Raw genomic sequence first — 22607 nt, forward strand, 5'->3', positions numbered from 1 at the left:
GATTTAACCTCATAAAAAAACGGGCTTCGGCTCGTTTTTTTGTTTTTTTAGAACAATTTTAAAAGTGGTAACCCAGTTTCAAACCTGCGATCCAGGCACTATTGTCAGAAACAGCGGATAAACCCGCTATTTGAGGAGTAAGCGAATCAGATATTGCAACCTCAGGTTTCTGAAATTTTAAATAATAGAGTCCTGTAGCAATATCCCAGGTCTCTTGGATCTTATAAAGATGGCCTAGTCCGATGCCCCAATATCCATCACTCGGATTTAATGTTGAAGCCGGATTTCCTGTACCGGAATCCCATAAAAGTTCGATAGAATTTATGCCAAAAGATGGCCATTGATGGGCAAGTCCAATTTTGCCAGACCATTGATCCTCACGATAATCAATCATTCTAAAAGGTTTTACTTCAGGGAACTGTAAGGCCGCATAGTCAATTACAGCGCCAAATTTAGGTGGCTGGATCACGAAATTTTGCCAGTTCGACCAACGCAGCGTGCCATAGAACGCATTTCGATCAGTTAAAGCTGTCTGAAAATCCAGATTTACTGACTGAGGAGTTTGAATTTCTGTATAAGGTGCTGGATTCGTACCTACAACAATCGATTCAGTGGTTTTATTGTGATGAGTGATTGCAGAACGATAGGTCAGTGCGGTTCTAAAAAAATATTCTGGAATCTGATAACTGATTCCTGCAAGCCAGCCCCAAGCGGGATCTCGTTCAAGTGTGGCCCGATACCCATTGAATACATAAATGTCTGCCCGGATAAATATAAATTTCCTTTTAAGCTCTGATAACTTAGCCCTGTATAAAAATTCCAGTTATCGTCTGGTTGAAAGCCAATTAATGAGGTCAAATTATGGCTCTCAAACTGAATGGTAGCAGCCTCAATTGGAAGTGCCGCACCTGCAAAAACAGGATCATAATGATAAGCGATATCTATAGAATAAGGCTGATCGTAAATCAGTCCCCACGACACTTGAGGATTCAACTGGAATTTTAATGCGACATTGGAGATCAATTGGTTATGGGCAAGATTTCCTGTTGAAAAATCGGTGATGCCTAATTGTTGCAGCTCTTCGGTATGTTGTACCTGACCGCTGATATCAGGGCGAATCCAGGCCAATGAAACTTCAGCATAATGATTTTTTTCAAAAAACGATTGGATGCTTTGGTTAGATTGTTCAAACGCTGCTGCATAACCTGACCCGGAGAAAAACAAGCCCATGGAGAAAAGAGCAAATTTATTATTGATCATCTTGGTATAATTCAATTTATTATGCACGTGATTATGCTTGATATTTATATTCTTTATCCACTCAAAAAATAAAAAAGAGGCGATGTAGCCTCTTTGATTAAAAACTTAAAATACTGCAATTTATTCGTCTGGATAAGCCACTTTTTTCAGTGCCTTAATATCTGCGTCTGGTGAGCAGAGGGAAATAAACTCGTAGCCATAACCGCGTAATAAATGACCTTTACGCACTGCAATCCAGGTGGTATTTACGCCGAAAATATCGGTTTCAATCTGCTTTAAACGGTAATCACGCTCCGGGTCATAGGCCACATCGTTGACAATGCCGATGCCCATATTCATTTCTACATAGGTCTTGATGACATCGGCATCAAGCGCGGACATCACAATATCTACATCAAAACCAGCTTCTTCAAAGGCGGTATCAATCTTGGAGCGACCGGTAAAACCACCATGATAGGTAATAATCGGGTAGTGCGCCAGATCTTCGATGAGCACGTGTTCTTTGCTTGCCAGTGGATGATTGTGCGGGGTAATAATACTGTGTTGCCAGTTATAGTAAGGCACGCTGGCCAGATTATCTTCAGTGGTGAGCGCTTCAGTCGCAATACCGATATCGGCTTGACCTTGAAGTAACATTTCCGTGATTTCAACCGGGCTGGCCTGTTGCAAAATCAAATGAACTTTAGGGAATTCTTTTTTGAATTGGCTGACAATTGGTGGCAACACATAACGCGCCTGGGTATGCGTCGTGGCAATCGTTAATGTGCCTTCATCGACTTTATTGAAATCATCCGCCAGACGTTTGATATTGTCGGCATCGACCAGCATGCGTTCCACAATGCCTAAAAGTGCCTGACCTGGTTCGGTTAAGCCCAGTAGGCGTTTACCTTTACGGATAAATAGCTGCACTCCCAGTTCATCTTCCAGATCTTTAATATGCTTACTTACCCCGGACTGTGAAGTATAAAGCGCAGCGGAAGCTTCAGTTAAATTAAAGTTTTGTCTAACCGTTTCTCGTATAATTCTTAATTGTTGGAAATTCATAATTCTCTTACCCTAGAAGAGGATGGGGCATTTTAAAGCCCCATCTTTTGATCTTAAGCGACCTGGTTTTCAAATAAATGCAAGTTCACCACACTTAACCAAACAGTTTGATTTGGGCGGAATTGATGCGCTCTCGCTTCATCAGGTGTTAGTAAAATTTCGATCAGATTGCCTTGACGATCATTTAGCTCTGCAACTACTTTACCCGCGATCCATAATTCACGAATGAAAGTCGCTTGAATGGCATTGTCGTGTGGCTGTGCATGGATGCGTAGTTCATCTGGACGTGCGAATAAAATCACTTCACCTTGAGCGGCATTTTTTGCACCCTCAAATTGAATGCGGTCTTCGCCGAGTTGGATGATGCCTGCATTGTTCTGACCTTCAAAACGGTTCGCCTGACCCAAAAAGTCGAATACAAATGGAGTTTTTGGTGTTTCATAGACCTCACGCGGTGAACCGATCTGCTCTACATTGCCTTTGTTCATTACTACGATCTGATCTGCAACTTCAAGTGCTTCTTCCTGATCATGAGTCACGAAGATCGAAGTAATATGCAATTCGTCATGCAGGGTACGCAACCAGCGACGTAGCTCCTTACGGACTTTGGCATCCAGTGCGCCGAAAGGTTCATCCAGTAACAATACGCGCGGTTCAACTGCCAGAGCACGTGCAAGGGCAATACGCTGACGCTGACCACCAGAAAGTTGAGCTGGATATCGGTCAGCAAGGAAACCGAGCTGAACCAAGTCGAGTAAACGTGTCACACGTTTTTTAATTTCCGCTTCCGATGGACAAGTTTTACGTGGACGCACACGCAGGCCAAAGGCGATGTTGTCAAATACCGTCATATGACGGAACAGGGCATAGTGCTGGAATACAAAACCAACTTCACGCTCACGCACATGAACATTGGTGGCATCCTGACCTTCTAAAATCACTTGGCCACCATCCGCAGATTCCAGGCCGGCAATAATCCGTAGCAAAGTGGTTTTGCCACAACCAGATGGGCCAAGAAGCGCGACCAGTTGACCATCCGGGAAATCCAGCGAAATGTTTTTCAGTGCATGGAATGCACCAAAGTGTTTTTCAATATTTTGTACTTGAATACTCATGTGGGCATTCCTTAAGAAACTGTTGAATCTTCATTACGTTTGTCTTGTTTTTCCTGGCGCAGTTCCACCCATGTTTTTAAAATCAGGGTTACAATTGCGAGGAGAGCCAGAAGCGAAGACACGGCAAACGCAGCACTAAAGGTATATTCGTTATAAAGAATTTCGACGTGTAGCGGCAAGGTATTGGTTTCACCACGGATATGGCCAGAAACCACCGACACCGCACCAAATTCACCCATGGCCCGCGCATTACACAGAATCACGCCATAAATCAGACCCCATTTGATATTGGGCAGGGTCACTTTCCAGAAAGTCTGCCAGCCAGATGCGCCGAGTACAATCGCAGCTTCTTCTTCGTCGGTTCCTTGTGCTTCCATTAACGGAATCAACTCGCGTGCAACAAAAGGTACAGTAATGAAGATAGTCGCCAGGACAATTGCAGGCACCGCATAGAGGATCTTGATATCATGATCCATCAGCCAGGAACCCATCCAGCCTTGGGTACCGAAAATCAGCACCAGCATCATACCCGCGATTACAGGTGAAACCGAGAAGGGGAGATCAATAATGGTTGTCAGGAATGATTTACCGGGAAAGTTAAACTTCGCCACAGACCAGGCTGCCGCAACACCAAATACGACGTTAAGCGGTACTGCGATTGCAGCAGTCAGCAAGGTAAGTTTCACAGCTGACAAGGTATCCGGATGCACCAGCGCTTGGGTATAAACGCCAACCCCTTGTTTAAAGGCTTCAACAAAAACCAGAATCAAGGGCAGAATCAGGCAGCTTAAAAAGAAGATTAAGGCAATAGTGAGCAGCGTATAACGTACCCAAGTTGGCTCACGGGTTGCATCACGGGATTGCAACTTTTCAGCCAGCGCATTGCTGTTGGTATTTAAACTCATCGCGCAGTTCTCCCGGTACGACGGCTAGCCCATGCCTGTAATAAGTTAATCAGGAATAGCATCACGAAGGAAATCAGTAGCATGACGACAGCAATCGTGGTTGCACCGGCATAGTCATATTCTTCTAGGCGAGAAATAATCATTAAGGGTGCAATTTCCGTTTCAAAAGGCTGGTTACCAGCAATAAAGATCACTGAACCATATTCACCGACACCACGGGCAAAGGCTAAAGCGAAGCCAGTGATCAGCGCAGGCAGCAGAATTGGGAAAATCACTTTGGTCACAATCTGAAAACGGTTGGCACCCAATGCAGATGCAGCTTCTTCCAGTTCGGTTTCCAGATCGCTAAGGACTGGCTGAACCGTACGCACTACAAAAGGCAGACCAATAAAGATCAATGCCAGTGTAATACCAATCGGGGTATAAGCGACTTGAATGCCAATCGGTTCTAAATATTGACCAATCCAGCCGGTCGGTGCATATAAAGAGGTCAGGGCAATACCCGCAACCGCAGTGGGTAAGGCAAAAGGCAAATCTACCAGGGCATCGACAATACGTTTGCCCGGAAAGCTGTAACGTACCAGACACCACGCCAGTAACAGGCCAAACACTACATTGACCAGTGCAGCGACAATGGCCGCGGTGAAACTTAACTGCAATGATTTCAAGATACGTTCAGAGCTCAGGATTTCCCATAAGCCATCCCAGCCAATGCCCAGTGATTTAATAAAAACAGCTGACAGCGGGATCAAAACGATTAATGACAAATACGCTAGGGTAAAGCCTAGAGAAAGACCAAATCCTGGCAGCACTCGGGATCGCTGCGACATGATTACTCCTCAGAAGAGAGAAAGCTGATTGAAGTCAATCAGCTAAAATAAAAAAACAATTTGGGCACAAGCATAATTTGCAGCGACTAAAATGCAAATTTAAAATAACACTTGCTCTCATCAACTTTGCTGATATGGGGCATAGTGTTTTCTGAAATCAAATAGTGTTCAATTTCAGGAAAAGGGCCAAAACCAGAAGCGACATTGACATGACCGACTGCACCCAGATTAATTGGTTTGATTTTCCAGGTTTGGGCCAGTATGTGGGCATCTTCAAAACTTAACCAGGGATCATTTTCACTGATCAATAACGTGGTGGGCACCTGAAGCTTGAGCTGTTGAAAATAGGTGCTGTAGTCAGTCTGACTGTCGCGCGAAAAACCATTTTCCCCAAATCGTGCCGGATTAGCTGGTGCCACCAATAGCAGATTTTTTACTTTTGCATTGAGTTCGGGATGTTGGGCAAGGGCCGCAATACTGGTCAGACAGCCAAAGCTGTGTGCGACAATCTGAACCTCTGCTGGAATGGCTTGCAGAGTTTTGACAAATTCTGCTACCCAGATATCCAGTACCGGATGATTCCAGTCCTTTTGCTGCACACGGGAGCATCGCATCAGCCGGTGTTGTAAGCAGGTTTGCCAGTGGTTGTATTCACTGCCACCTACACCAGGAACGATAAGCGTATGAATCATGTCGATGCTCCTATATCAATCAGCTTGGAAAATTATTTCGCGCTGTTGGCTTTAACGATCTGGTCAAATACACCACCATTTTCAAAGTGAGTCTTTTGTACTTTGTTCCAGCCGCCAAATTCCTGATCAACCGTCACCAGTTTTAATGGCTTAAATACTTGGCTGTATTTGGCCAGTACTTTGGCATTACGTGGACGATAATAATGTTTACCTGCCAGGTCTTGACCCAATGGCGAATACAGGAAGTTCAAATAACCTTGAGCCAAGTGCTGGTTGCCTTTTTTCTTGGCATTTTTTTCTACAATCGCCACCGGTGGCTCAGCCAGAATCGACAGAGAAGGGGTAATAATTTCAAACTTGCCCGGCTGTTCGCGAAGGGCTAAATGCGCTTCGTTTTCCCATGCGAGTAAAACATCCCCAATGCCACGTTCAGCAAAGGTCGTGGTTGAACCACGTGCCCCGGAATCCAGAACTTTGGTATTTTTATAAATTTTACGAACAAATTCTTGCGCAGTCTTATCGTTGCCGCCCGCCTGATGTTTGGCCCAAGCCCAAGCCGCCAGATAATTCCAGCGTGCACCGCCTGAAGTTTTCGGGTTTGGGGTAATGATTGCTACGCCCGGTTTGACCAGATCACCCCAGTCCTTAATCTCTTTCGGATTGCCTTTACGCACCAGGAACACGATGGTTGAAGTATAAGGCGTCGAGTTTTGAGGCAATTTCTTTTGCCAGTCCGCAGGTAACAGTTTAGCTTTTTCTGCCAGCACATCAATATCGGCCGCCAGTGCCAACGTGACTACATCAGCATCCAGACCATCAATCACGGCACGTGCCTGTTTGCCTGAACCGCCATGCGATTGCTTGAAATTGATTTTTTGACCGGTACGGCTTTCCCAATATTTGCCAAAATTCTTATTTACATCTTCATACAGTTCACGGGTCGGATCATAGGATACATTGAGAAAATCACGTGCTGCTGCACCAAATGAGGTTGCCGAGATAACAGCTGCTAAAACCCCAAGTTTTAATGTGTTTGAAATGCTCATCTGGACTGAATCTCTGATATGTTCTGTAACATAAGCGCAGAATAAACTTATTCTTTATGCATAAAAAATAATTAAAAATGAATTTTATATGAAAAAAAGAGATAAATAAGCTCTTAAGTGTTTGAAATAAGAATGGCCTTATGAATAAAGGCCATAATGAACTGCATTTAAAGTATTATTTTGCGTGATTGGCTTTGACAATCTGATCAAACACACCGCCATTGTCAAAATGCTGTTTCTGAACCTTGGTCCAGCCACCAAATTCTTTATCAATGGTGACCAGTTTTAAGGACTTGAATACGGTACTGTATTGCTTTAATACATTCGCATTACGTGGACGGTAAAAGTTTTTCGCCGCCACAGTCTGTCCAGCAGGTGAATAGAGGTAATTTAAATAGGCTTTGGCCAGATGTTCATTACCATCTTTCTTGGCATTTTTTTCTACGATTGCCACGGGTGGTTCAGCCAGAATAGACAGAGAAGGAGTAATGATTTCAAATTTTCCCGGCTGTTCGCGGACGGCCAAATGTGCTTCATTTTCCCAAGCCAGTAATACATCCCCAATCCCGCGTTCAGCGAAAGTCGTGGTAGCACCACGTGCACCCGAATCCAGTACTTTGGTTTGTTTGTAGATTTGACGGACAAAGTCTTGTGCTTTGGCATCATTGCCACCTTTCTGGTGTTTGGCCCACGCCCAGGCAGCCAGATAATTCCAGCGTGCACCACCTGAAGTTTTTGGGTTCGGGGTAATAATGTCTATGCCTGGTTTAACCAGATCTCCCCAGTCTTTGATTCCTTTTGGATTGCCTTTACGTACAAGAAAAACGATGGTTGAAGTATAGGGTGTCGAATTCTGCGGGAATTTCTTTTGCCAGTCTTTAGGCAGCAAACCACGTTCTGCAATTTCATCAATATCTGCTGCCAGTGCCAGTGTTACAACATCTGCATCCAGACCATCAATCACCGCACGTGCCTGTTTGCCTGAACCGCCATGCGACTGTTTATAATTGACTTCCTGGCCAGTGGTTTTTTTCCAGTAAGCACTGAATTCTTTATTAAAGTTGTCGTACAATTCGCGAGTCGGGTCATAAGACACGTTCAGGAAATCTTTTGCTGAAACGCTTAAGGCGCTTGCTGAAAGTAGCGCTGCCAGTACCCCAATTTTTAATTTACGCGTGTTCATTTTTTGCCTCAAGTTTTTTAGCTTTTGTTAGATGAGGCAAGAATAGCTTGAGATTTTTTGCATAAAAAATAATTAAAAAAGAATTGGATGTGAGTAAAAAAGATATATAGGTGAAGCCTGAATCTGACTGCTCAATTTTTCATTTTAGAGGCTGCAAAATATGCTGTATTTAAAAAATGCCCAACAGGTCAGCCAGATAGATGTGCTGGATCGTGGCTTTCATTATGGTGATGGCTGTTTTACTACGGCCCGGATTCGACATAACCGGATTGAATTGTATGATCGTCATTTGACACGTTTGCAAAACAGCAATCAGAGCTTAAGCCTGAATGCCAATCTCGATCTGATCACGGAAAGTTTACAGCTTCTCGGGGAATCAGAGGGTAAGCTGAACGGGACATTAAAGATTGTGCTCAGTCGTGGAGTGGGTCAGCGCGGTTATAGTTTGCCGGATCATCCCGCAGATCTCTGGCTATTTTATTATCCTCAAACCGTACAGGATTTTAAGTTTGAGCAGATTCAAAGTGGCATTTTACAGCAGGCATTAGGACTGACGATGCCGAGTCTGGTAGGGCTAAAAACCTTAAACCGTCTAGAGCAGGTTTTGCTGAAACAGGAAGCAGATCAACGCGGCTGGCCTGAGGCAATAGTGACAGATGTACAAGGTGGCATTGTCGAAGGGGTGAGCAGTAATTGTTTCATTCTTATAAAGAATACATGGATTACGCCAGAACTCCGTTATAATGGCGTCTTCGGTGTCATGCGTGCAGAAATTCTACAACGTATGCAAGATCAGGGTATTGTCTATGAGCAACGATATATCGGTATGGATGAAATTTCCCATATTCGGAGTCTGTTTTTCTGCAATGCACTCAGCCCGATGAAAATTGTCACACAATTTGAGCAGCGCGCCTTGGATGGCAATGCTTGTATTGAACTTTTTAACCGTCTTCGATTAAACCAGATGTCTTAATATGTCAGCTTCCAAACCTAAAGCCAAAAAGAAAAATAAAGCGAGATTCTCCTCATCTTTCAAAAGAATTGCCTTGGTCCTGATGGGGATTGCTTTGATCTTGGCGTTAATCCTGAAAAGCAGTTTGTGGAAGGAGTATCCTGTAGAAGGAAAAAAACAGCTGCTCGCGATCGAATCTGGTCAAACCTATTCCGGTTTTATTGATCGTCTGGCCACAGAAGATCAGGTGAGTTTCCCGATCATTCTCAAGCTGTATCAGCGCATCATGATTCATGACACCATGAAAGCGGGCGTGTATGAAGTACGCCAAGGCATGAGCATCCGTCAGGTCTTGGAGATGATTTCCGATGCAGACAATGCCCAGATGAGCCGGATTCTGGTAATTGAAGGCACGACCTTTAAGCAACTGATTGATGCCCTGAAGAAAAATGATTTAGTCACCAAAGAAGTACTGCATCTGCCTACTGAGCAATTACTCAAAGAATTGAATATTCCGTTTTCACATCCTGAAGGGCTGTTTGCACCGGATACTTATTTCTTTGCCAAAGGTGAAACTGACCGTAAAATTCTGACCAATCTGTATCAGCGCCAGATGAAAGCACTGGATGAGGCGTGGGCGAAACGTGCAACTGATCTGCCATATCAGAATAAATATGACGCGCTGATTATGGCATCGATTATTGAAAAAGAGACCAGTGTAGATCGTGAATTGGAACAGGTTTCTGGGGTATTTGTACGCCGTTTAAAAATTGGCATGCGTTTACAGACCGATCCAACAGTGATTTACGGAATGGGCGATAATTATAATGGCAATATTACCCGTAAAGATTTACGCACACCGACGCCGTATAACACCTATACTATTTCAGGTTTGCCGCCAACGCCAATTGCGTTGCCAAGCAAGAAAGCCATTGAAGCAGCCATGCATCCGGATAATTCTGACAATCTGTATTTTGTCGCTACCGGTAATGGTGGACATAAGTTCACGAGCAATCTGAATGACCACAATAAAGCCGTACAGGAATATCTGACGATTTTACGCTCGAAAAATAAGGAATGAGTATGTTTATTAGCTTTGAAGGCACAGAAGGTGTAGGTAAAACCACGCTCATTCGTTCGATCTATGAAGATTTTATCGCACAGGGTAAAGATGTCATTTTGACTCGTGAACCGGGTGGAACCCCAATGGCTGAGCAGATTCGTTCGCTATTGTTGACAGTGAATCATGAAGAAACCATGGCGCATGATACCGAGCTGTTATTGATGTATGCGGCGCGTGCCCAGCATCTGGCACAAGTGATTCTGCCTGCATTGGAAGCCGGGAAAATTGTCCTGTGTGACCGTTTTAGCGATGCCAGCTTTGCCTATCAATGTGCAGGTCGGGGTCTCAGTGAAACAAAGTTGCAATTACTGAATGACCACTTTGTCGCACGCATGCCGGACATTACTTTCTGGTTAGAAGCGCCTATTGAATTGGGGATGAACCGAGCACGTGAACGTGGTGCGCTGGATCGCTTTGAACAGGAAAAAGTCACTTTCTTTGAGAAAGTGAGAGCGGGATATGAAACTTTATGGCAACGTCATCCTGAACGGATCAAACGTCTGGATGCAACTCAAACGCCTGAGCAGGTATTTGAGCAGGCCTTAAGTTATTTAAAATAAGCTTGGAATTAAAATACTTTTTATTTAATTTTTCTCTAGGTTTATCTGTGAAGAATCTTCTATATTAAGACTGATATAGAAGATTTTTTAATCATATGAAAACGACCAAAACTGAGATAGAACAATTTTTACAAAAAGAATTTCCGCAAAGTCTGGAGAAGTGCCGGATTGAAGCCGTTTCTCCGCGTGGAGCCACTCTGCTTTATCAGGTGAGATCAGAAGAATTGCGCCCAGGCGGCACAGTTTCTGGCCCAACCATGATGACCTTGGCGGATTTTGCTCTTTATGTCGCGATTCTGGGTGAAATTGGATTGGTTGGTTTGGCTGTGACCACTAACTTGAATATCAATTTTTTACGTAAACCTTCAGGTGGAACAGATATACGGGGAGAGTGTAAGCTCATCAAGGTGGGCAAAGCATTGATTGTGGGAGAAGTCTGGATTTATTCGATTGATCAGGATGAACCTGTGGCGCATGTGACCGGAACATATTCAATTCCACCACAACGTTAATTATCTGAAATATAAAAGATTGACTGTAAATAGCCTAAGCTACCTTTGAGCAGATAAAAATCTAAAAAGAAAAGGAGATATCATCCAAGGATGTTATCTCCATCTACTTTTAACAATTCACCAAAGGCGTTTCCACTTCAAAATTTGGTGGGACGAGGACTGTTTTGCGTAATTCTGGTAGCAGCTCGGGATAATCCAGGGTGAAATGCAAACCGCGAGATTCTTTACGGTGCATGGCGCAGCGCACGATCATCTCGGACACCAGCACCAGATTGCGCAGCTCGATCAGATTTTTGCTGACCTGGTAATCCTGATAGTACTCGGTAATTTCTTTTTTCAGCATTTCAATACGATGTAGCGCACGTTCCAGGCGTTTGGTCGTGCGGACAATGCCAACATAGTTCCACATGGTCTGACGTAGCTCATCCCAGTTTTGCAGAATCACGACATCCTCATCCGGGTTGGTCACCTGAGAATCATCCCAAGCTGGAACTGCAGGAGCTGGCTGATCGGCCTTGAAATTTTCCTGAATGTGCTTGGCTGCACTCATTCCATAGACAAAACATTCTAAAAGTGAGTTACTGGCCATACGGTTAGCACCATGCAGGCCAGTATAAGAGGTTTCCCCAATCGCATAGAGTCCGACAATATCAGTCTGACTGTTTTCATCGACTATGACACCACCGCAGGTGTAATGGGCTGCCGGAACAACTGGAATCATGTCCTTAGTAATATCAATACCCAGTTCGAGCAAACGAGCATACAGGGTAGGGAAATGCTCTTTGACAAAGCTTTCATCTTTATGGGTAATGTCCAGCCAGACATGACGAATACCGAGCCGCTTGATTTCATAGTCGATGGCACGTGCCACGATATCACGCGGTGCGAGTTCGGCGCGCTCGTCAAAACGCAGCATAAAGCGTTCACCATCAGGCAGACGCAGATAAGCGCCTTCACCACGCATTGCTTCAGTAATCAGGAAAGAACGTGCTTGTGGATGATACAGGCAGGTCGGATGGAACTGGTTAAATTCCATATTTGCGACCCGGCAGCCGGCACGATAAGCCATGGCAATACCATCACCCGTAGCAATATCTGGATTTGAGGTGTAAAGATAGGCTTTCATGGCACCGCCACAGGCTAGCGCGGTAAATGGTGCCAAGAAGGTATGCACTTTTTCAGTTTTTTCATCCAGTACATATAAACCCAGCGCGCGATTATCGCCGTCTAACCCCAGCTTTTGTGAACAGATCAGGTCAATCGCAATATAATTTTCAAAAATTTTAATATTCTGTTTTTCTTGAGCACGTTGTACCAGAGTAGTGGAAATGGCACGACCCGTGGCATCGGCCGCATGAATAATTCGGCGCTGTGAATGACCACCTTCACGGGTGAGATGTAATTGTTCCTGTTCATCGAGGGTAAATTGCACACCGTGTTTCAGCAGGAAATCAACTGAAGGTTTGCCACCTTCTACCGTCTGTTTAACCGCATTCATTTCGCATAGCTGTGCGCCTGCAATCATGGTGTCATCAATATGCTGTTCAATCGAATCCATTTCATCCAGTACTGCGGCCACGCCGCCTTGAGCATAAAAAGTGCTGGCATCTGTCAGGGTGGATTTCGCCAAGACTGCAATATTAAAATGTTCCGGGAGCGATAAGGCTAAACTTAAACCGGCACCGCCACTGCCCACAATAATGACGTCAAATTGATGGGTAAGGGATAAATTAGACATGTCCATCAGCTAATTTTAAAAAAAGTTTGGTAATAACAGCGCTTTTTTGTACAAAAGGCAAGCGTTGAAGTGCTCATTTATTGATGAAAAAAATTAATCAAAGCCTTAACTTAATGCTTTAATAATGAGATATTGCCCAAAATAAAGTATTGAAACATATTATTACTTAAACTTTACAGTGTTTGTGATAAAACCTATTTACATAAATTTATCAACAATTTGAGTGAATAATTTATATGAAAATTCTAGACTTAAAAAAAGGATTATTTGCAGCGACCCTTACCATGAGTGCTGCACAGTTGCAGGCGGTCACGCCGGTTGATTTTTCAAATCTGGTGGAGCAGGTCAGTCCTGCTGTAGTCAGTGTCAATGTCGTTAAAAAAATGAGCGAAGAAGAGCTCTTACAACAACAAGTGCCGGAAATTTTGCGCCGCTTTTTTGGCAATCAGGTGATTATTCCGCAGCAGCGTATGCCGCAGGAAAAAACCGGTTATGGCAGTGCATTCTTTATCAGCAAGGATGGCTATCTGCTGACCAATCACCATGTGGTTGAAGATGCTTCCAAAGTCACCATTACCCTGAATGACCGTCGTGAAATTGATGCCACTGTTGTAGGGAGTGATGCACGTACCGACGTAGCTTTGCTGAAGGTAAGTGGTTCGAATTTTCCAGAATTACGGACAGGGGATGTAGGACGCTTACGTGTTGGTGAGCCTGTACTTGCCATTGGTTCGCCATTTGGTTTTGATTATTCCGCTTCTGCCGGAATTGTCAGTGCCAAAATGCGTAATATGATGGGTGAAACCGCAGTACCTTTTATCCAGACCGATGTAGCTCTAAACCCGGGTAATTCCGGTGGCCCTCTGTTTAACCAGCGTGGTGAAGTAGTCGGTGTTAACTCACGGATCTTTAGTGGAACCGGTGGTTATATGGGCTTGTCTTTCTCGATTCCGATTGATGTCGCGATGGAAGTTGCAGATCAGCTGAAGAAGAACGGCAAAGTGACGCGTTCATATCTGGGGGTGAGTTTGCAGGATATCGACCGTAACTTGGCGGAATCTTATAACCTTCCTAAACCTGAAGGTTCCTTGGTGACTCAGGTTGCACCGAACTCACCGGCTGCACGTGCAGGTCTGCGTGCCAGTGATGTCATCTTAAAATACAACGGTACCCCAATTTCACGTACCAGTGAATTGTTGAACTATCTGAACCGTACTGCACCCCAGCAGCAGGTACAGCTTGAAATCTTGCGTGATGATAAACGTCGTAATCTTTCAGCGACTTTAAGTGCGGCACCAGATGATACCCCAGCAAAAGCAGGCACGCAGGCACAGCCGAACAAAGGGCCAGTAATCGGGGTTTCAATTCGTGATCTTAGTCCGGCAGAGCTGACGCAGTTAGAAATTAAAGGTGGGGTGGTGATTCAGGATGTACGACCGGGTGGTATTGCGGCACAGGCACGAATTATGCCGAATGATGTGATCACGCAAATTAATAACCAGAAAGTACTGAATTCCAATCAGTTTGTGCAAGAGGTGTCTGAACTGAAAAAGGGTAGCATCGCGCGCGTGACCTTAATTCGTCAGGGTCAGCTTGCTGTGGTCGGCATGCGTATCTCATAAAATTGCTGGATTTTCATGAAAGACCGCTTGTAGAAGCGGTTTTTTATTTTTTGCAATTTACCGCAGCGATAAATTCGGTAGACTCTATAACCTTAAAATCATGGAAAGGATAACAGCACAGTGAGCGGTATTTTTGATCTTGCATTAACGGTTCAAGCCAAACATATTGATGGATTGGGTCATGTGAACAATGTGATCTATGTGCAATGGATGCAGGATGTCGCATCCGCTCATATTGAAAAGCTGGGCTTGGGACTCAAGCAATATGTAGAGCTGAAACATGCCATGGTCGCAGTTGAACATCAGGTGCAATATCGCAAGGCAGCTTTTGAAGGAGACGAGATTATTCTGCGCACTTGGCTGAATGATATCAATGCCCTGTATTCCTTTAGACAATACGCATTTTATCGACCACAGGATCAGACCCTGTTGTTTAACGGCAGTACGCAATGGGCTTGTATCGAAATGGCCACGGGGCGTCCAAAGCGTATGTCACCAACTTTTACTCAGGCTTATCAGCCACTTTCAGAGCATGTAAATCCTTTTGACTTTTCAACTTTACATCTGGATTAATGAGGCAACATTTTCCAGTTTGATCAGTACACTTTGATAATATTGAGGAAGAAGTGGAGCTGGGGAGCTATTTTCTAATCATGGTGATCCAGATTTCATCTGACTGAGGTGTACGCGACCTAGGGAATAAAGGAAAAAATATAATTCTTTTTCTAGATCACCATTCTGCTATAATCCTTCGCAATTTCTATTCGGCTTTTGTTATGTAATATTTTTAAATTACATAGCGTGTTTTTTCTCAAGGTAACCCATGGCGCAAGCTAAAAAATCTGTTGATATTAAAAACATTCGTAACTTCTCGATTATTGCGCACATTGACCACGGTAAATCGACCCTAGCGGATCGCTTTATTCAAACTTGTGGCGGCTTGCAAGATCGTGAAATGCAGGCTCAAGTCCTTGACTCAATGGAGCTTGAGCGCGAACGTGGGATTACCATTAAAGCCACTTCGGTAACCTTGTACTATACTCATCCCAACGGTCAAGAGTATCAGTTGAACTTTATTGATACACCGGGACACGTCGACTTCTCGTATGAAGTATCACGCTCGCTCGCTGCCTGTGAAGGTGCCTTGCTGGTGGTAGATGCAGCGCAGGGCGTAGAAGCACAGTCTGTTGCCAACTGCTATACCGCAATTGAACAAGGTCTGGAAGTACTTCCGGTACTGAATAAGATCGACTTGCCGCAAGCCGAACCTGAACGTGTCATTCAGGAAATTGAAGACATTATCGGAATTGAAGCCACAGAAGCGCCGACCTGTTCTGCAAAAACAGGTTTGGGTATTGAAGGTGTGCTTGAAACACTGGTCAATGTAATTCCTGCACCGGAAGGTGATCGTGAAGCACCATTGCAAGCCCTGATTGTAGATTCATGGTTTGATAACTACCTGGGTGTGGTTTCTCTGGTTCGGGTCAAGCAAGGTCGTGTGCGTAAAGGCGACAAAATGTTGATTAAATCAACAGGTCAAACGCACATCATTACTTCTGTGGGTATCTTTAACCCGAAACATACTGAAACCGGTATGCTGGAAGCGGGTGAAGTTGGTTTTGTCATTGCAGGTATTAAAGATATTTTCGGTGCACCGGTCGGTGATACGATTACTCTGGCAGCGACACCTGAAGTGGCAACATTACCGGGCTTTAAAAAGGTGAAACCGCAGGTTTATGCCGGTTTATTCCCAATTGATGCCAGCGATTTTGAACCTTTCCGTGAAGCATTGCATAAGCTACAAATTAATGACTCGGCCTTGTTCTTTGAACCTGAAAGTTCAGATGCACTCGGGTTTGGTTTCCGCTGTGGCTTCTTGGGCATGCTGCACATGGAGATCGTACAGGAGCGTCTGGAACGCGAATACGATCTTGACCTGATTTCTTCTGCGCCAACTGTAATTTATGAAGCGGTGATGAAGAATGGTCAGACGATTTATATCGACAGTCCATCCAAAATGCCGGATGGTTCAACCGTTGAAGATCTGCGTGAACCGATTGCTGAATGTCATATTCTTGTGCCGCAAGAATACCTGGGTAACGTCATGACATTGTGTGTTGAGCGCCGTGGTGTGCAAAAAGACATGAAGTTTATGGCGAATCAGGTTTCTATTACTTTCGAAATTCCAATGGCCGAAGTGGTGATGGATTTCTTTGATAAATTGAAGTCTTGTTCACGTGGTTTTGCATCACTCGACTATAACTTTGTCCGTTTTGAAAGCTCCTCTTTAGTCAAAGTAGATGTCTTGATCAATGGTGAAAAAGTCGATGCCTTGGCGATGATCTGTCACCGTAACGATGCACGCCATCGTGGTATTGCACTGGTTGAAAAAATGAAAGACCTGATTCCACGTCAAATGTTTGATGTCGCGATTCAGGCGGCAATTGGTGCGCAAATCATTGCACGTTCGACTGTGAAAGCGATGCGTAAAAACGTATTGGCGAAGTGTTATGGTGGTGACGTGTCACGTAAGAAAAAACTTCTGTCTAAACAGAAAGAAGGTAAGAAACGCATGAAACAGGTGGGTAGCGTAGAAATCCCGCAAGAAGCGTTCTTAGCCGTATTAAAAGTCGAACGCTAAAATAATAAGGATATAAGCCCATGGATTTTGATTTTAATTTGATTCTTGTGCCTGCGACCCTGTTTTTTGTTGCAGTGTGGTTGCTAGACAAGTTTGTTTTGAAACAAAGACAAACCCGAGGCAAAGGCCATGAGAATTTCATTATCACCTGGGCTTATGACTTTTGGCCGGTACTGACGATTGTGCTGGTACTGCGTTCGTTTTTATATGAACCTTTTAATATTCCATCCGATTCGATGGTGCCGACGCTGGAAACCGGCGATTTTATTCTGGTGAATAAATTTGACTATGGCATCAAACTGCCTATGGTCAATACCAAAATTATTGATACCGGCAGCCCGGAACGTGGTGATGTAGCGGTATTCCGTTATCCACCGCAACCGACCATCAGTTATATCAAGCGTATTGTCGGCTTGCCAGGCGATCATATTGTTTATGATCATGGCCAGTTGAGCATTAATGGTGAAAAAGTGGCGAAAGTTCCAGTAGAATTTAGCCGCGAAAAAGACCGTTTAGATACTCCAAATGCCATTTATCATAAAGAAACCTTGGGTGAGCATACCTTTACCATGCGTGAGCTGGAAGGTGTGAATGTCGCTCGTCAGGCACCTTTTATTAACTATCTGGAAAATGGTAAATATTCAGGTGAAAATGGTTTATATTGGGAAGTGAAAGTGCCAGAAGGTCATTACTTTGCGATGGGGGATAATCGCGATCAGAGTGCTGACAGTCGTTTTTGGGGGCTTGTTCCGGAAGAAAACTTAACAGGTCGTGCCTTCTATATCTGGATGCATAAAGAACCTGGCTTTAAATTGCCATCGTTTGGTCGAAACGGAACAATCGATTAATTGTTTCAATAAGGAAAATAAAAATGAGACATCAACAAGGTGCTTCTTATATTGGGGTTTTATTTGCAATCGTGGGCTTTGCATTTCTTGCAAAAGTGGCGATTGCAGTGTGGGGGCCATACTTCGATGATCGTATGGTAGATGGTGAGATTGAGGCGCTGTTAAAAAGCGCTCCAGCCAATATAACGCCAGAAACATTCCGTCAACAGATGAGTCAGCGTTTAGAAATGAATAATATTCGTGATCTGAAGTTTGACGAAATTGCCAAAGTTACCAATACCGATGGTTTACAGGTGCACAAGAATTATGAAATTCGTAAAAATTTCATAATGAATATCGATTTAGTGATGAAGTTTGAGAAAGAGTTTGATCAAAGCACAGTCAAAGCTAAATGATGAACGTCTTGCTAAACGAATCGGCTATCAGTTTAAACAGGCTGATTTGCTGAAACTGGCATTGACTCATCGTTCAGTCAGTCATAAACACAACTACGAGCGCCTGGAATTTCTGGGCGATTCTCTTTTAGGGATGATCATTGCGAATTATCTTTTTAATGCCTATCCAAGCGAAAATGAAGGCCGGTTGACGCGTATGCGTGCAACCCTGGTTCGTCAGGAAGCATTAGGAAAAATCGCCAATGATTTAAAACTGAGCCAGAATTTAATTCTCAGTACCGGTGAATTAAAATCTGGTGGTCATCATCGTGAGTCTATACTGGCAGATACAGTAGAAGCCATTATTGGCGCAATCTATGTCGACTGCGGTGATCTCACTGTGCTAGAACCGATTGTGTTAAAATGGTACGAGCCCTATTTAGATCATATTGAGCCGACAGATCAGCTTAAAGATCCTAAATCTCGCTTACAAGAGTATTTACAAGCACGTAAGAAACCTCTCCCAGTTTACGAGGTTGTAGATATTCAAGGTGATGCACCCAATCAGCATTTTAAAGTGGAATGCCAGATTGCGGGATTACCGACTATGCAAGGCGAAGGCGCGAGCCGGCGTTTTGCTGAACAAGCCGTTGCGGCGGATATTTTGAAACTTTTGGAGCATAAGTCTTAATGACTACTCATTCCGATCACATTGATGCTGATCACGAGTCGCACAGCGACAGTCACGACCTTATTAGTCAATTTTTTAGTGCACAAGGCACCGAAATCCCATCAGATTATCGTAGTGGTTTTGTGGCCATTGTCGGTCGCCCGAATGTGGGTAAATCTACCTTAATGAACCATATTCTGGGTCAGAAGCTTTCAATTACTTCACGTAAACCGCAAACCACACGTCATAAAATCGTGGGGATTGATTCACGTGAAAAATCTCAGGCTGTATTTGTCGATACACCGGGGATGCATAAAAAAGAAGTCCGTGCCATCAATAAAATGATGAACCGTGCGGCACATTCGGCTTTGCGTGATGTGAACCTGGTTTTATTCGTGGTGGATGCACAAAAGTGGACGCCAAACGATGATCTGGTTCTGGAAAAGCTAAAAAATGCTGAAATGCCAGTGATTCTAGTGATCAACAAGCTGGATACTTTTGAAAACAAGAATGAAGCTCTGCCGCTGATTCGTGAACGGGAAAAGCTGATGAACTTTGCGGAAATCGTACCGGTATCTGCACTTCGTGGTGCCAATCTTGAACATTTACGTGACACGATTGCCAAGTATCTTCCGTTCCAGCCACCACTGTATTCACTGGATCAACTGACCGATCGTTCAGAGCGTTTCCTGGCGTCTGAAATTATCCGTGAAAAGATCATGCGTCAGCTGGGTGAAGAGCTTCCATACGATTTGACCGTTCAGATCGAATCCTTCAAAACTGAAGAGCCGGTCTTGAATGAAAAAACCGGTCGTATGAAAGCAGCCTGTACCTATATTGATGCCACGATTTTTGTCGATCGTCCGAGCCAAAAAGCCATTGTGATTGGCGAAAAAGGTGTCAAACTGAAAAAAATCGGTATGGATGCGCGTCTCGACATGGAAAAAATGTTCGAGCAAAAAATAATGCTAACCCTTTGGGTGAAAGTCAAAGGTGGCTGGTCTGATGATGAGCGTGCATTAAAAAGCTTAGGTTATAGTGATATCTAAGCGATAAAAATTTGTAAGACCCTTTAAGGAATACCGTGATGATAAAAGTGTTGGCAGTGGTTGTATGTGTTTTATTCCTGCAAGGCTGTATTCATAAAGTGGTCACGGTTCCTGTCAAGGTGGCTTATAAAACCACAAAAGTCGCAGTCAAAGGTACTGCGGCTGTTGTGGGTGCAGTGATCCCGGATGGGGATGACGAAGAAGATGATAAAAAATCAAAAAAAGATAAGGATTAAAGTACCCGCTTATGCGTAACGAAGTACTGCATGGCTATTTGATTCATCATCGTAAGTACCGTGAACGCAGTCATATTGTGCATTTATTCACCCAGGAATATGGCAGGGTAGATGGTATTCTCAGGCAAATGCCACCACCGCAGTATCAGCCCATTCGTTTGCAAGCTTCAGGTAAATCCGAACTTAAAAACTTTACTAAACTGGAAATTGTCAATCAGCCGATTTTCTTTTTTGGCGATGCTTTTTTCTCGGGTTTTTATTTGAATGAAATCCTGTTGCGGCTATGTCCTTTAGAAGTCGAAATGCCGCAAACTTTTGCCAAATATGCTGAGACCTTGACTGCATTGCAGCAGTTATCCGCACAATCCAATCCAAATTTATATTTAAAACAGATCTTGCGCCAGTTTGAGCATGTTTTGTTGGAAGAACTCGGTTATGGTCTGGATTTTTCGGTAGATGCCAATCAGGCGCAGATTGATCCATTACAGCACTATTATTTTCAGCTCAATGCCGGCTTTATGCCTTCGGCCAAAGCCTTACGCTTCACCATGTCTGGTCAACAGATTTTAAGCATGTTGACGCATGAAAATGGTGGGGATTTTAATCCGGAACAGTTACAATTACTGACGAAACTGTATCGACAGGTGATTACGGCCTTGCTCGGTGATCGACCATTAAAAAGTCGACAACTTTGGATTCAAAACTCTCAATCTCAATCGTAGTTAGGAAAAAATTATGGCTGCATTACTTGGTGTCAATATTGACCATGTCGCAACATTAAGACAAGCACGTGGTACGACGTACCCAGACCCAGTCAATGCTGCATTGATCTGCGAACAGGCAGGGGCAGAAGGCATTACCTTGCACTTGCGTGAAGACCGTCGTCACATTCAGGATGACGATGTGCGTCGTATGCGTCCTGCGTTAAAAACCCGTATGAACCTTGAGTTGGCGGTAACAGATGAAATGATCGCCTTTGCCAAGGAAATCAAGCCACAGCATGTCTGCTTTGTTCCTGAAAAACGTCAGGAAGTGACCACTGAAGGTGGTCTGGATGTCGTGGGTAATTTTGATGCTGTAAAAGCCGCGACTCAAGAGCTGGAAGCCATTGGTTGTGATGTATCTTTATTTATTGATGCCGATTTTGCACAAATTGATGCAGCAGTTGCTTGTGGTGCACCGACGATTGAGATTCACACAGGCGCCTATGCCGATGCAGAAACTCCAGAAGCGCAACAAGCGGAACTGGAACGCATTGTGAAAGGTGCTGAATATGCTGCATCTAAAGGTTTGGTGGTAAATGCGGGCCATGGCTTAAATTTGGATAACGTGACGCTGATTGCTGCGATTCCACAGATTCATGAGCTCAATATCGGTCATTCTTTAATTGCGGATGCGGTATTTGTTGGTCTGGCACAAGCGGTTCAGCAAATGAAAGCCGTGATTAAGTCAGCGCGTTAAGATTAGAGTAATTATGTCGAATATTAATTATGATGAACTGATGCAGCCGGTGATTGCTTTCCTCGGTTGTGAAACACCGCAAGCATGGCTGGATATGGCGGTCGAAAATCTTGAAATCTTGATGCAAGATCATGCCAACTGTGAAAAAAAAGCAGCCAGCACGGCCATGAACCTGATGTTTCGCTATAGCTATTTTGTTGATCTACAGGTGAAGCTTGCACAGCTGGTGCGTGAAGAAATGCTGCATTATGAGCAAGTACTTGAATTGATGAACAAGCGCGGTCAGGCTTGGCAGAACTTGAGTGCAGGGCGTTATGCTGGTGGTTTGCGTAAGGAAATCCGCACTTTTGAGCCTGAAGCCTTGATTGATGTCTTGGTGATTGGTGCCTTTGTGGAAGCGCGTTCCTGTGAGCGTTTCTACGCGCTTGCTTCGCGTGTTGATGATGAGTTGGCACGTTACTACCGTTACCTGCTCAAATCCGAATCTCGCCATTTTGAAGACTATTTGGCTTTGGCAATGGATGTGGCAACCACAGCAAAACTGAAAAATCCGAAAGAGGGTATTCAGGAGCGAATCTTACATATTCGTGAAGTTGAAAAACAGCTAATTCTCGCGCCTGATGAAACTTTCCGTTTTCATAGCGGTGTTCCGGCTCAAGCGGCTTAATCTCGGTGACAGTTTAAAAATCCTCCATGCATGGGGGATTTTTTATATCTCAAAATTTTGAAAAGAGGGGTATTTATAT

At 44.0% G+C, this 22607-nt stretch carries 23 protein-coding genes and 1 pseudogene; 15 read left to right on the forward strand and 9 right to left on the reverse strand.

The window, feature by feature from the left end:
* Positions 1 to 58: 58 nt before the first annotated feature.
* The 8 genes and pseudogenes from H0S56_RS04740 to H0S56_RS04775 form a co-directional block, all read right to left on the reverse strand.
* A pseudogene (locus H0S56_RS04740) lies at positions 59 to 1287 on the reverse strand (OmpP1/FadL family transporter).
* 93 nt (positions 1288 to 1380) lie between these two features.
* The gene (locus H0S56_RS04745; RefSeq protein ID WP_195725784.1) at positions 1381 to 2304 is read right to left on the reverse strand and encodes a CysB family HTH-type transcriptional regulator; all 924 of its coding nucleotides are present in this window, start codon (positions 2302 to 2304) and stop codon (positions 1381 to 1383) included.
* A 53-nt stretch (positions 2305 to 2357) separates the two neighbouring features.
* Positions 2358 to 3419 carry a sulfate/molybdate ABC transporter ATP-binding protein gene (locus tag H0S56_RS04750; protein WP_195725785.1) on the reverse strand — a complete coding sequence of 354 codons (1062 nt, stop codon included), beginning with the start codon at positions 3417 to 3419 and terminating at the stop codon, positions 2358 to 2360.
* An 11-nt stretch (positions 3420 to 3430) separates the two neighbouring features.
* Positions 3431 to 4324, reverse strand: coding sequence for a sulfate ABC transporter permease subunit CysW (cysW, locus tag H0S56_RS04755; protein WP_114540881.1), 894 nt, complete (start codon positions 4322 to 4324; stop codon positions 3431 to 3433).
* Entirely contained in the window at positions 4321 to 5154 is an 834-nt protein-coding gene (gene cysT / locus H0S56_RS04760) for a sulfate ABC transporter permease subunit CysT (RefSeq protein WP_004279076.1), read from the reverse strand. The genes cysW and cysT overlap by 4 nt, the downstream gene beginning before the upstream one ends.
* A gap of 86 nt (positions 5155 to 5240) precedes the next feature.
* Complete coding sequence (locus tag H0S56_RS04765) at positions 5241 to 5846, reverse strand: RBBP9/YdeN family alpha/beta hydrolase (protein ID WP_005247530.1); 606 nt, start codon at positions 5844 to 5846, stop codon at positions 5241 to 5243.
* A gap of 32 nt (positions 5847 to 5878) precedes the next feature.
* Positions 5879 to 6892, reverse strand: a complete 1014-nt coding sequence (locus H0S56_RS04770; protein ID WP_195725786.1) for a sulfate ABC transporter substrate-binding protein — start codon at positions 6890 to 6892, stop codon at positions 5879 to 5881.
* A gap of 175 nt (positions 6893 to 7067) precedes the next feature.
* Positions 7068 to 8075 (reverse strand): sulfate ABC transporter substrate-binding protein, encoded by a 1008-nt coding sequence (locus H0S56_RS04775; protein WP_195725787.1) that lies wholly within the window; start codon positions 8073 to 8075, stop codon positions 7068 to 7070.
* Positions 8076 to 8235: 160 nt separating this feature from the next.
* Here H0S56_RS04775 and pabC point away from each other — a divergent pair, with 160 nt between their 5' ends.
* The 4 genes from pabC to H0S56_RS04795 all read left to right on the forward strand — a co-directional run bounded on the left by pabC (position 8236) and on the right by H0S56_RS04795 (position 11222).
* Positions 8236 to 9048: an aminodeoxychorismate lyase gene (gene pabC, locus H0S56_RS04780; RefSeq protein WP_195725788.1), complete on the forward strand. Its 813-nt coding sequence runs from the start codon at positions 8236 to 8238 to the stop codon at positions 9046 to 9048.
* Between the two features lies 1 nt (position 9049).
* Complete coding sequence (gene mltG / locus H0S56_RS04785) at positions 9050 to 10108, forward strand: endolytic transglycosylase MltG (RefSeq protein WP_195725789.1); 1059 nt, start codon at positions 9050 to 9052, stop codon at positions 10106 to 10108.
* Between the two features lie 2 nt (positions 10109 to 10110).
* A complete protein-coding gene (tmk, locus tag H0S56_RS04790) occupies positions 10111 to 10710 on the forward strand; it encodes a dTMP kinase (RefSeq protein WP_195725790.1) in 600 nt (199 codons plus the stop codon).
* Positions 10711 to 10805: 95 nt separating this feature from the next.
* Entirely contained in the window at positions 10806 to 11222 is a 417-nt protein-coding gene (locus H0S56_RS04795) for a PaaI family thioesterase (protein ID WP_180037166.1), read from the forward strand.
* A gap of 109 nt (positions 11223 to 11331) precedes the next feature.
* Here H0S56_RS04795 and nadB read toward each other — a convergent pair whose 3' ends face one another.
* The gene (nadB, locus tag H0S56_RS04800) at positions 11332 to 12966 is read right to left on the reverse strand and encodes an L-aspartate oxidase (protein WP_195725791.1); all 1635 of its coding nucleotides are present in this window, start codon (positions 12964 to 12966) and stop codon (positions 11332 to 11334) included.
* A 230-nt stretch (positions 12967 to 13196) separates the two neighbouring features.
* Here nadB and H0S56_RS04805 point away from each other — a divergent pair, with 230 nt between their 5' ends.
* From H0S56_RS04805 to miaE, 11 genes are all read left to right on the forward strand, one after another.
* Positions 13197 to 14582, forward strand: a complete 1386-nt coding sequence (locus H0S56_RS04805) for a Do family serine endopeptidase (protein ID WP_195725792.1) — start codon at positions 13197 to 13199, stop codon at positions 14580 to 14582.
* A gap of 120 nt (positions 14583 to 14702) precedes the next feature.
* Positions 14703 to 15155 (forward strand): acyl-CoA thioesterase, encoded by a 453-nt coding sequence (locus tag H0S56_RS04810; protein WP_195725793.1) that lies wholly within the window; start codon positions 14703 to 14705, stop codon positions 15153 to 15155.
* A 250-nt stretch (positions 15156 to 15405) separates the two neighbouring features.
* A complete protein-coding gene (lepA, locus tag H0S56_RS04815) occupies positions 15406 to 17223 on the forward strand; it encodes a translation elongation factor 4 (protein ID WP_004731667.1) in 1818 nt (605 codons plus the stop codon).
* Positions 17224 to 17243: 20 nt separating this feature from the next.
* Positions 17244 to 18071, forward strand: a complete 828-nt coding sequence (gene lepB / locus H0S56_RS04820; RefSeq protein ID WP_129717231.1) for a signal peptidase I — start codon at positions 17244 to 17246, stop codon at positions 18069 to 18071.
* A gap of 23 nt (positions 18072 to 18094) precedes the next feature.
* Positions 18095 to 18466 (forward strand): DUF4845 domain-containing protein, encoded by a 372-nt coding sequence (locus tag H0S56_RS04825; protein WP_005103798.1) that lies wholly within the window; start codon positions 18095 to 18097, stop codon positions 18464 to 18466.
* Positions 18438 to 19136, forward strand: coding sequence for a ribonuclease III (gene rnc / locus H0S56_RS04830; protein WP_004279062.1), 699 nt, complete (start codon positions 18438 to 18440; stop codon positions 19134 to 19136). Before H0S56_RS04825 ends, rnc begins: the two co-directional genes overlap by 29 nt.
* Complete coding sequence (gene era, locus H0S56_RS04835) at positions 19136 to 20164, forward strand: GTPase Era (RefSeq protein ID WP_195725794.1); 1029 nt, start codon at positions 19136 to 19138, stop codon at positions 20162 to 20164. Before rnc ends, era begins: the two co-directional genes overlap by 1 nt.
* 38 nt (positions 20165 to 20202) lie before the next feature.
* Positions 20203 to 20400 (forward strand): NF038104 family lipoprotein, encoded by a 198-nt coding sequence (locus H0S56_RS04840; RefSeq protein WP_005263469.1) that lies wholly within the window; start codon positions 20203 to 20205, stop codon positions 20398 to 20400.
* Between the two features lie 11 nt (positions 20401 to 20411).
* Positions 20412 to 21122 carry a DNA repair protein RecO gene (recO, locus tag H0S56_RS04845; RefSeq protein ID WP_195725795.1) on the forward strand — a complete coding sequence of 237 codons (711 nt, stop codon included), beginning with the start codon at positions 20412 to 20414 and terminating at the stop codon, positions 21120 to 21122.
* A gap of 13 nt (positions 21123 to 21135) precedes the next feature.
* Positions 21136 to 21861, forward strand: a complete 726-nt coding sequence (pdxJ, locus tag H0S56_RS04850; RefSeq protein ID WP_195725796.1) for a pyridoxine 5'-phosphate synthase — start codon at positions 21136 to 21138, stop codon at positions 21859 to 21861.
* Between the two features lie 13 nt (positions 21862 to 21874).
* Positions 21875 to 22528, forward strand: coding sequence for a tRNA-(ms[2]io[6]A)-hydroxylase (miaE, locus tag H0S56_RS04855; RefSeq protein WP_195725797.1), 654 nt, complete (start codon positions 21875 to 21877; stop codon positions 22526 to 22528).
* Positions 22529 to 22607 lie beyond the last annotated feature (79 nt).

Source organism: Acinetobacter lwoffii (genome assembly GCF_015602705.1).
GTDB classification, from domain to species: Bacteria; Pseudomonadota; Gammaproteobacteria; order Pseudomonadales; family Moraxellaceae; genus Acinetobacter; species Acinetobacter lwoffii_E.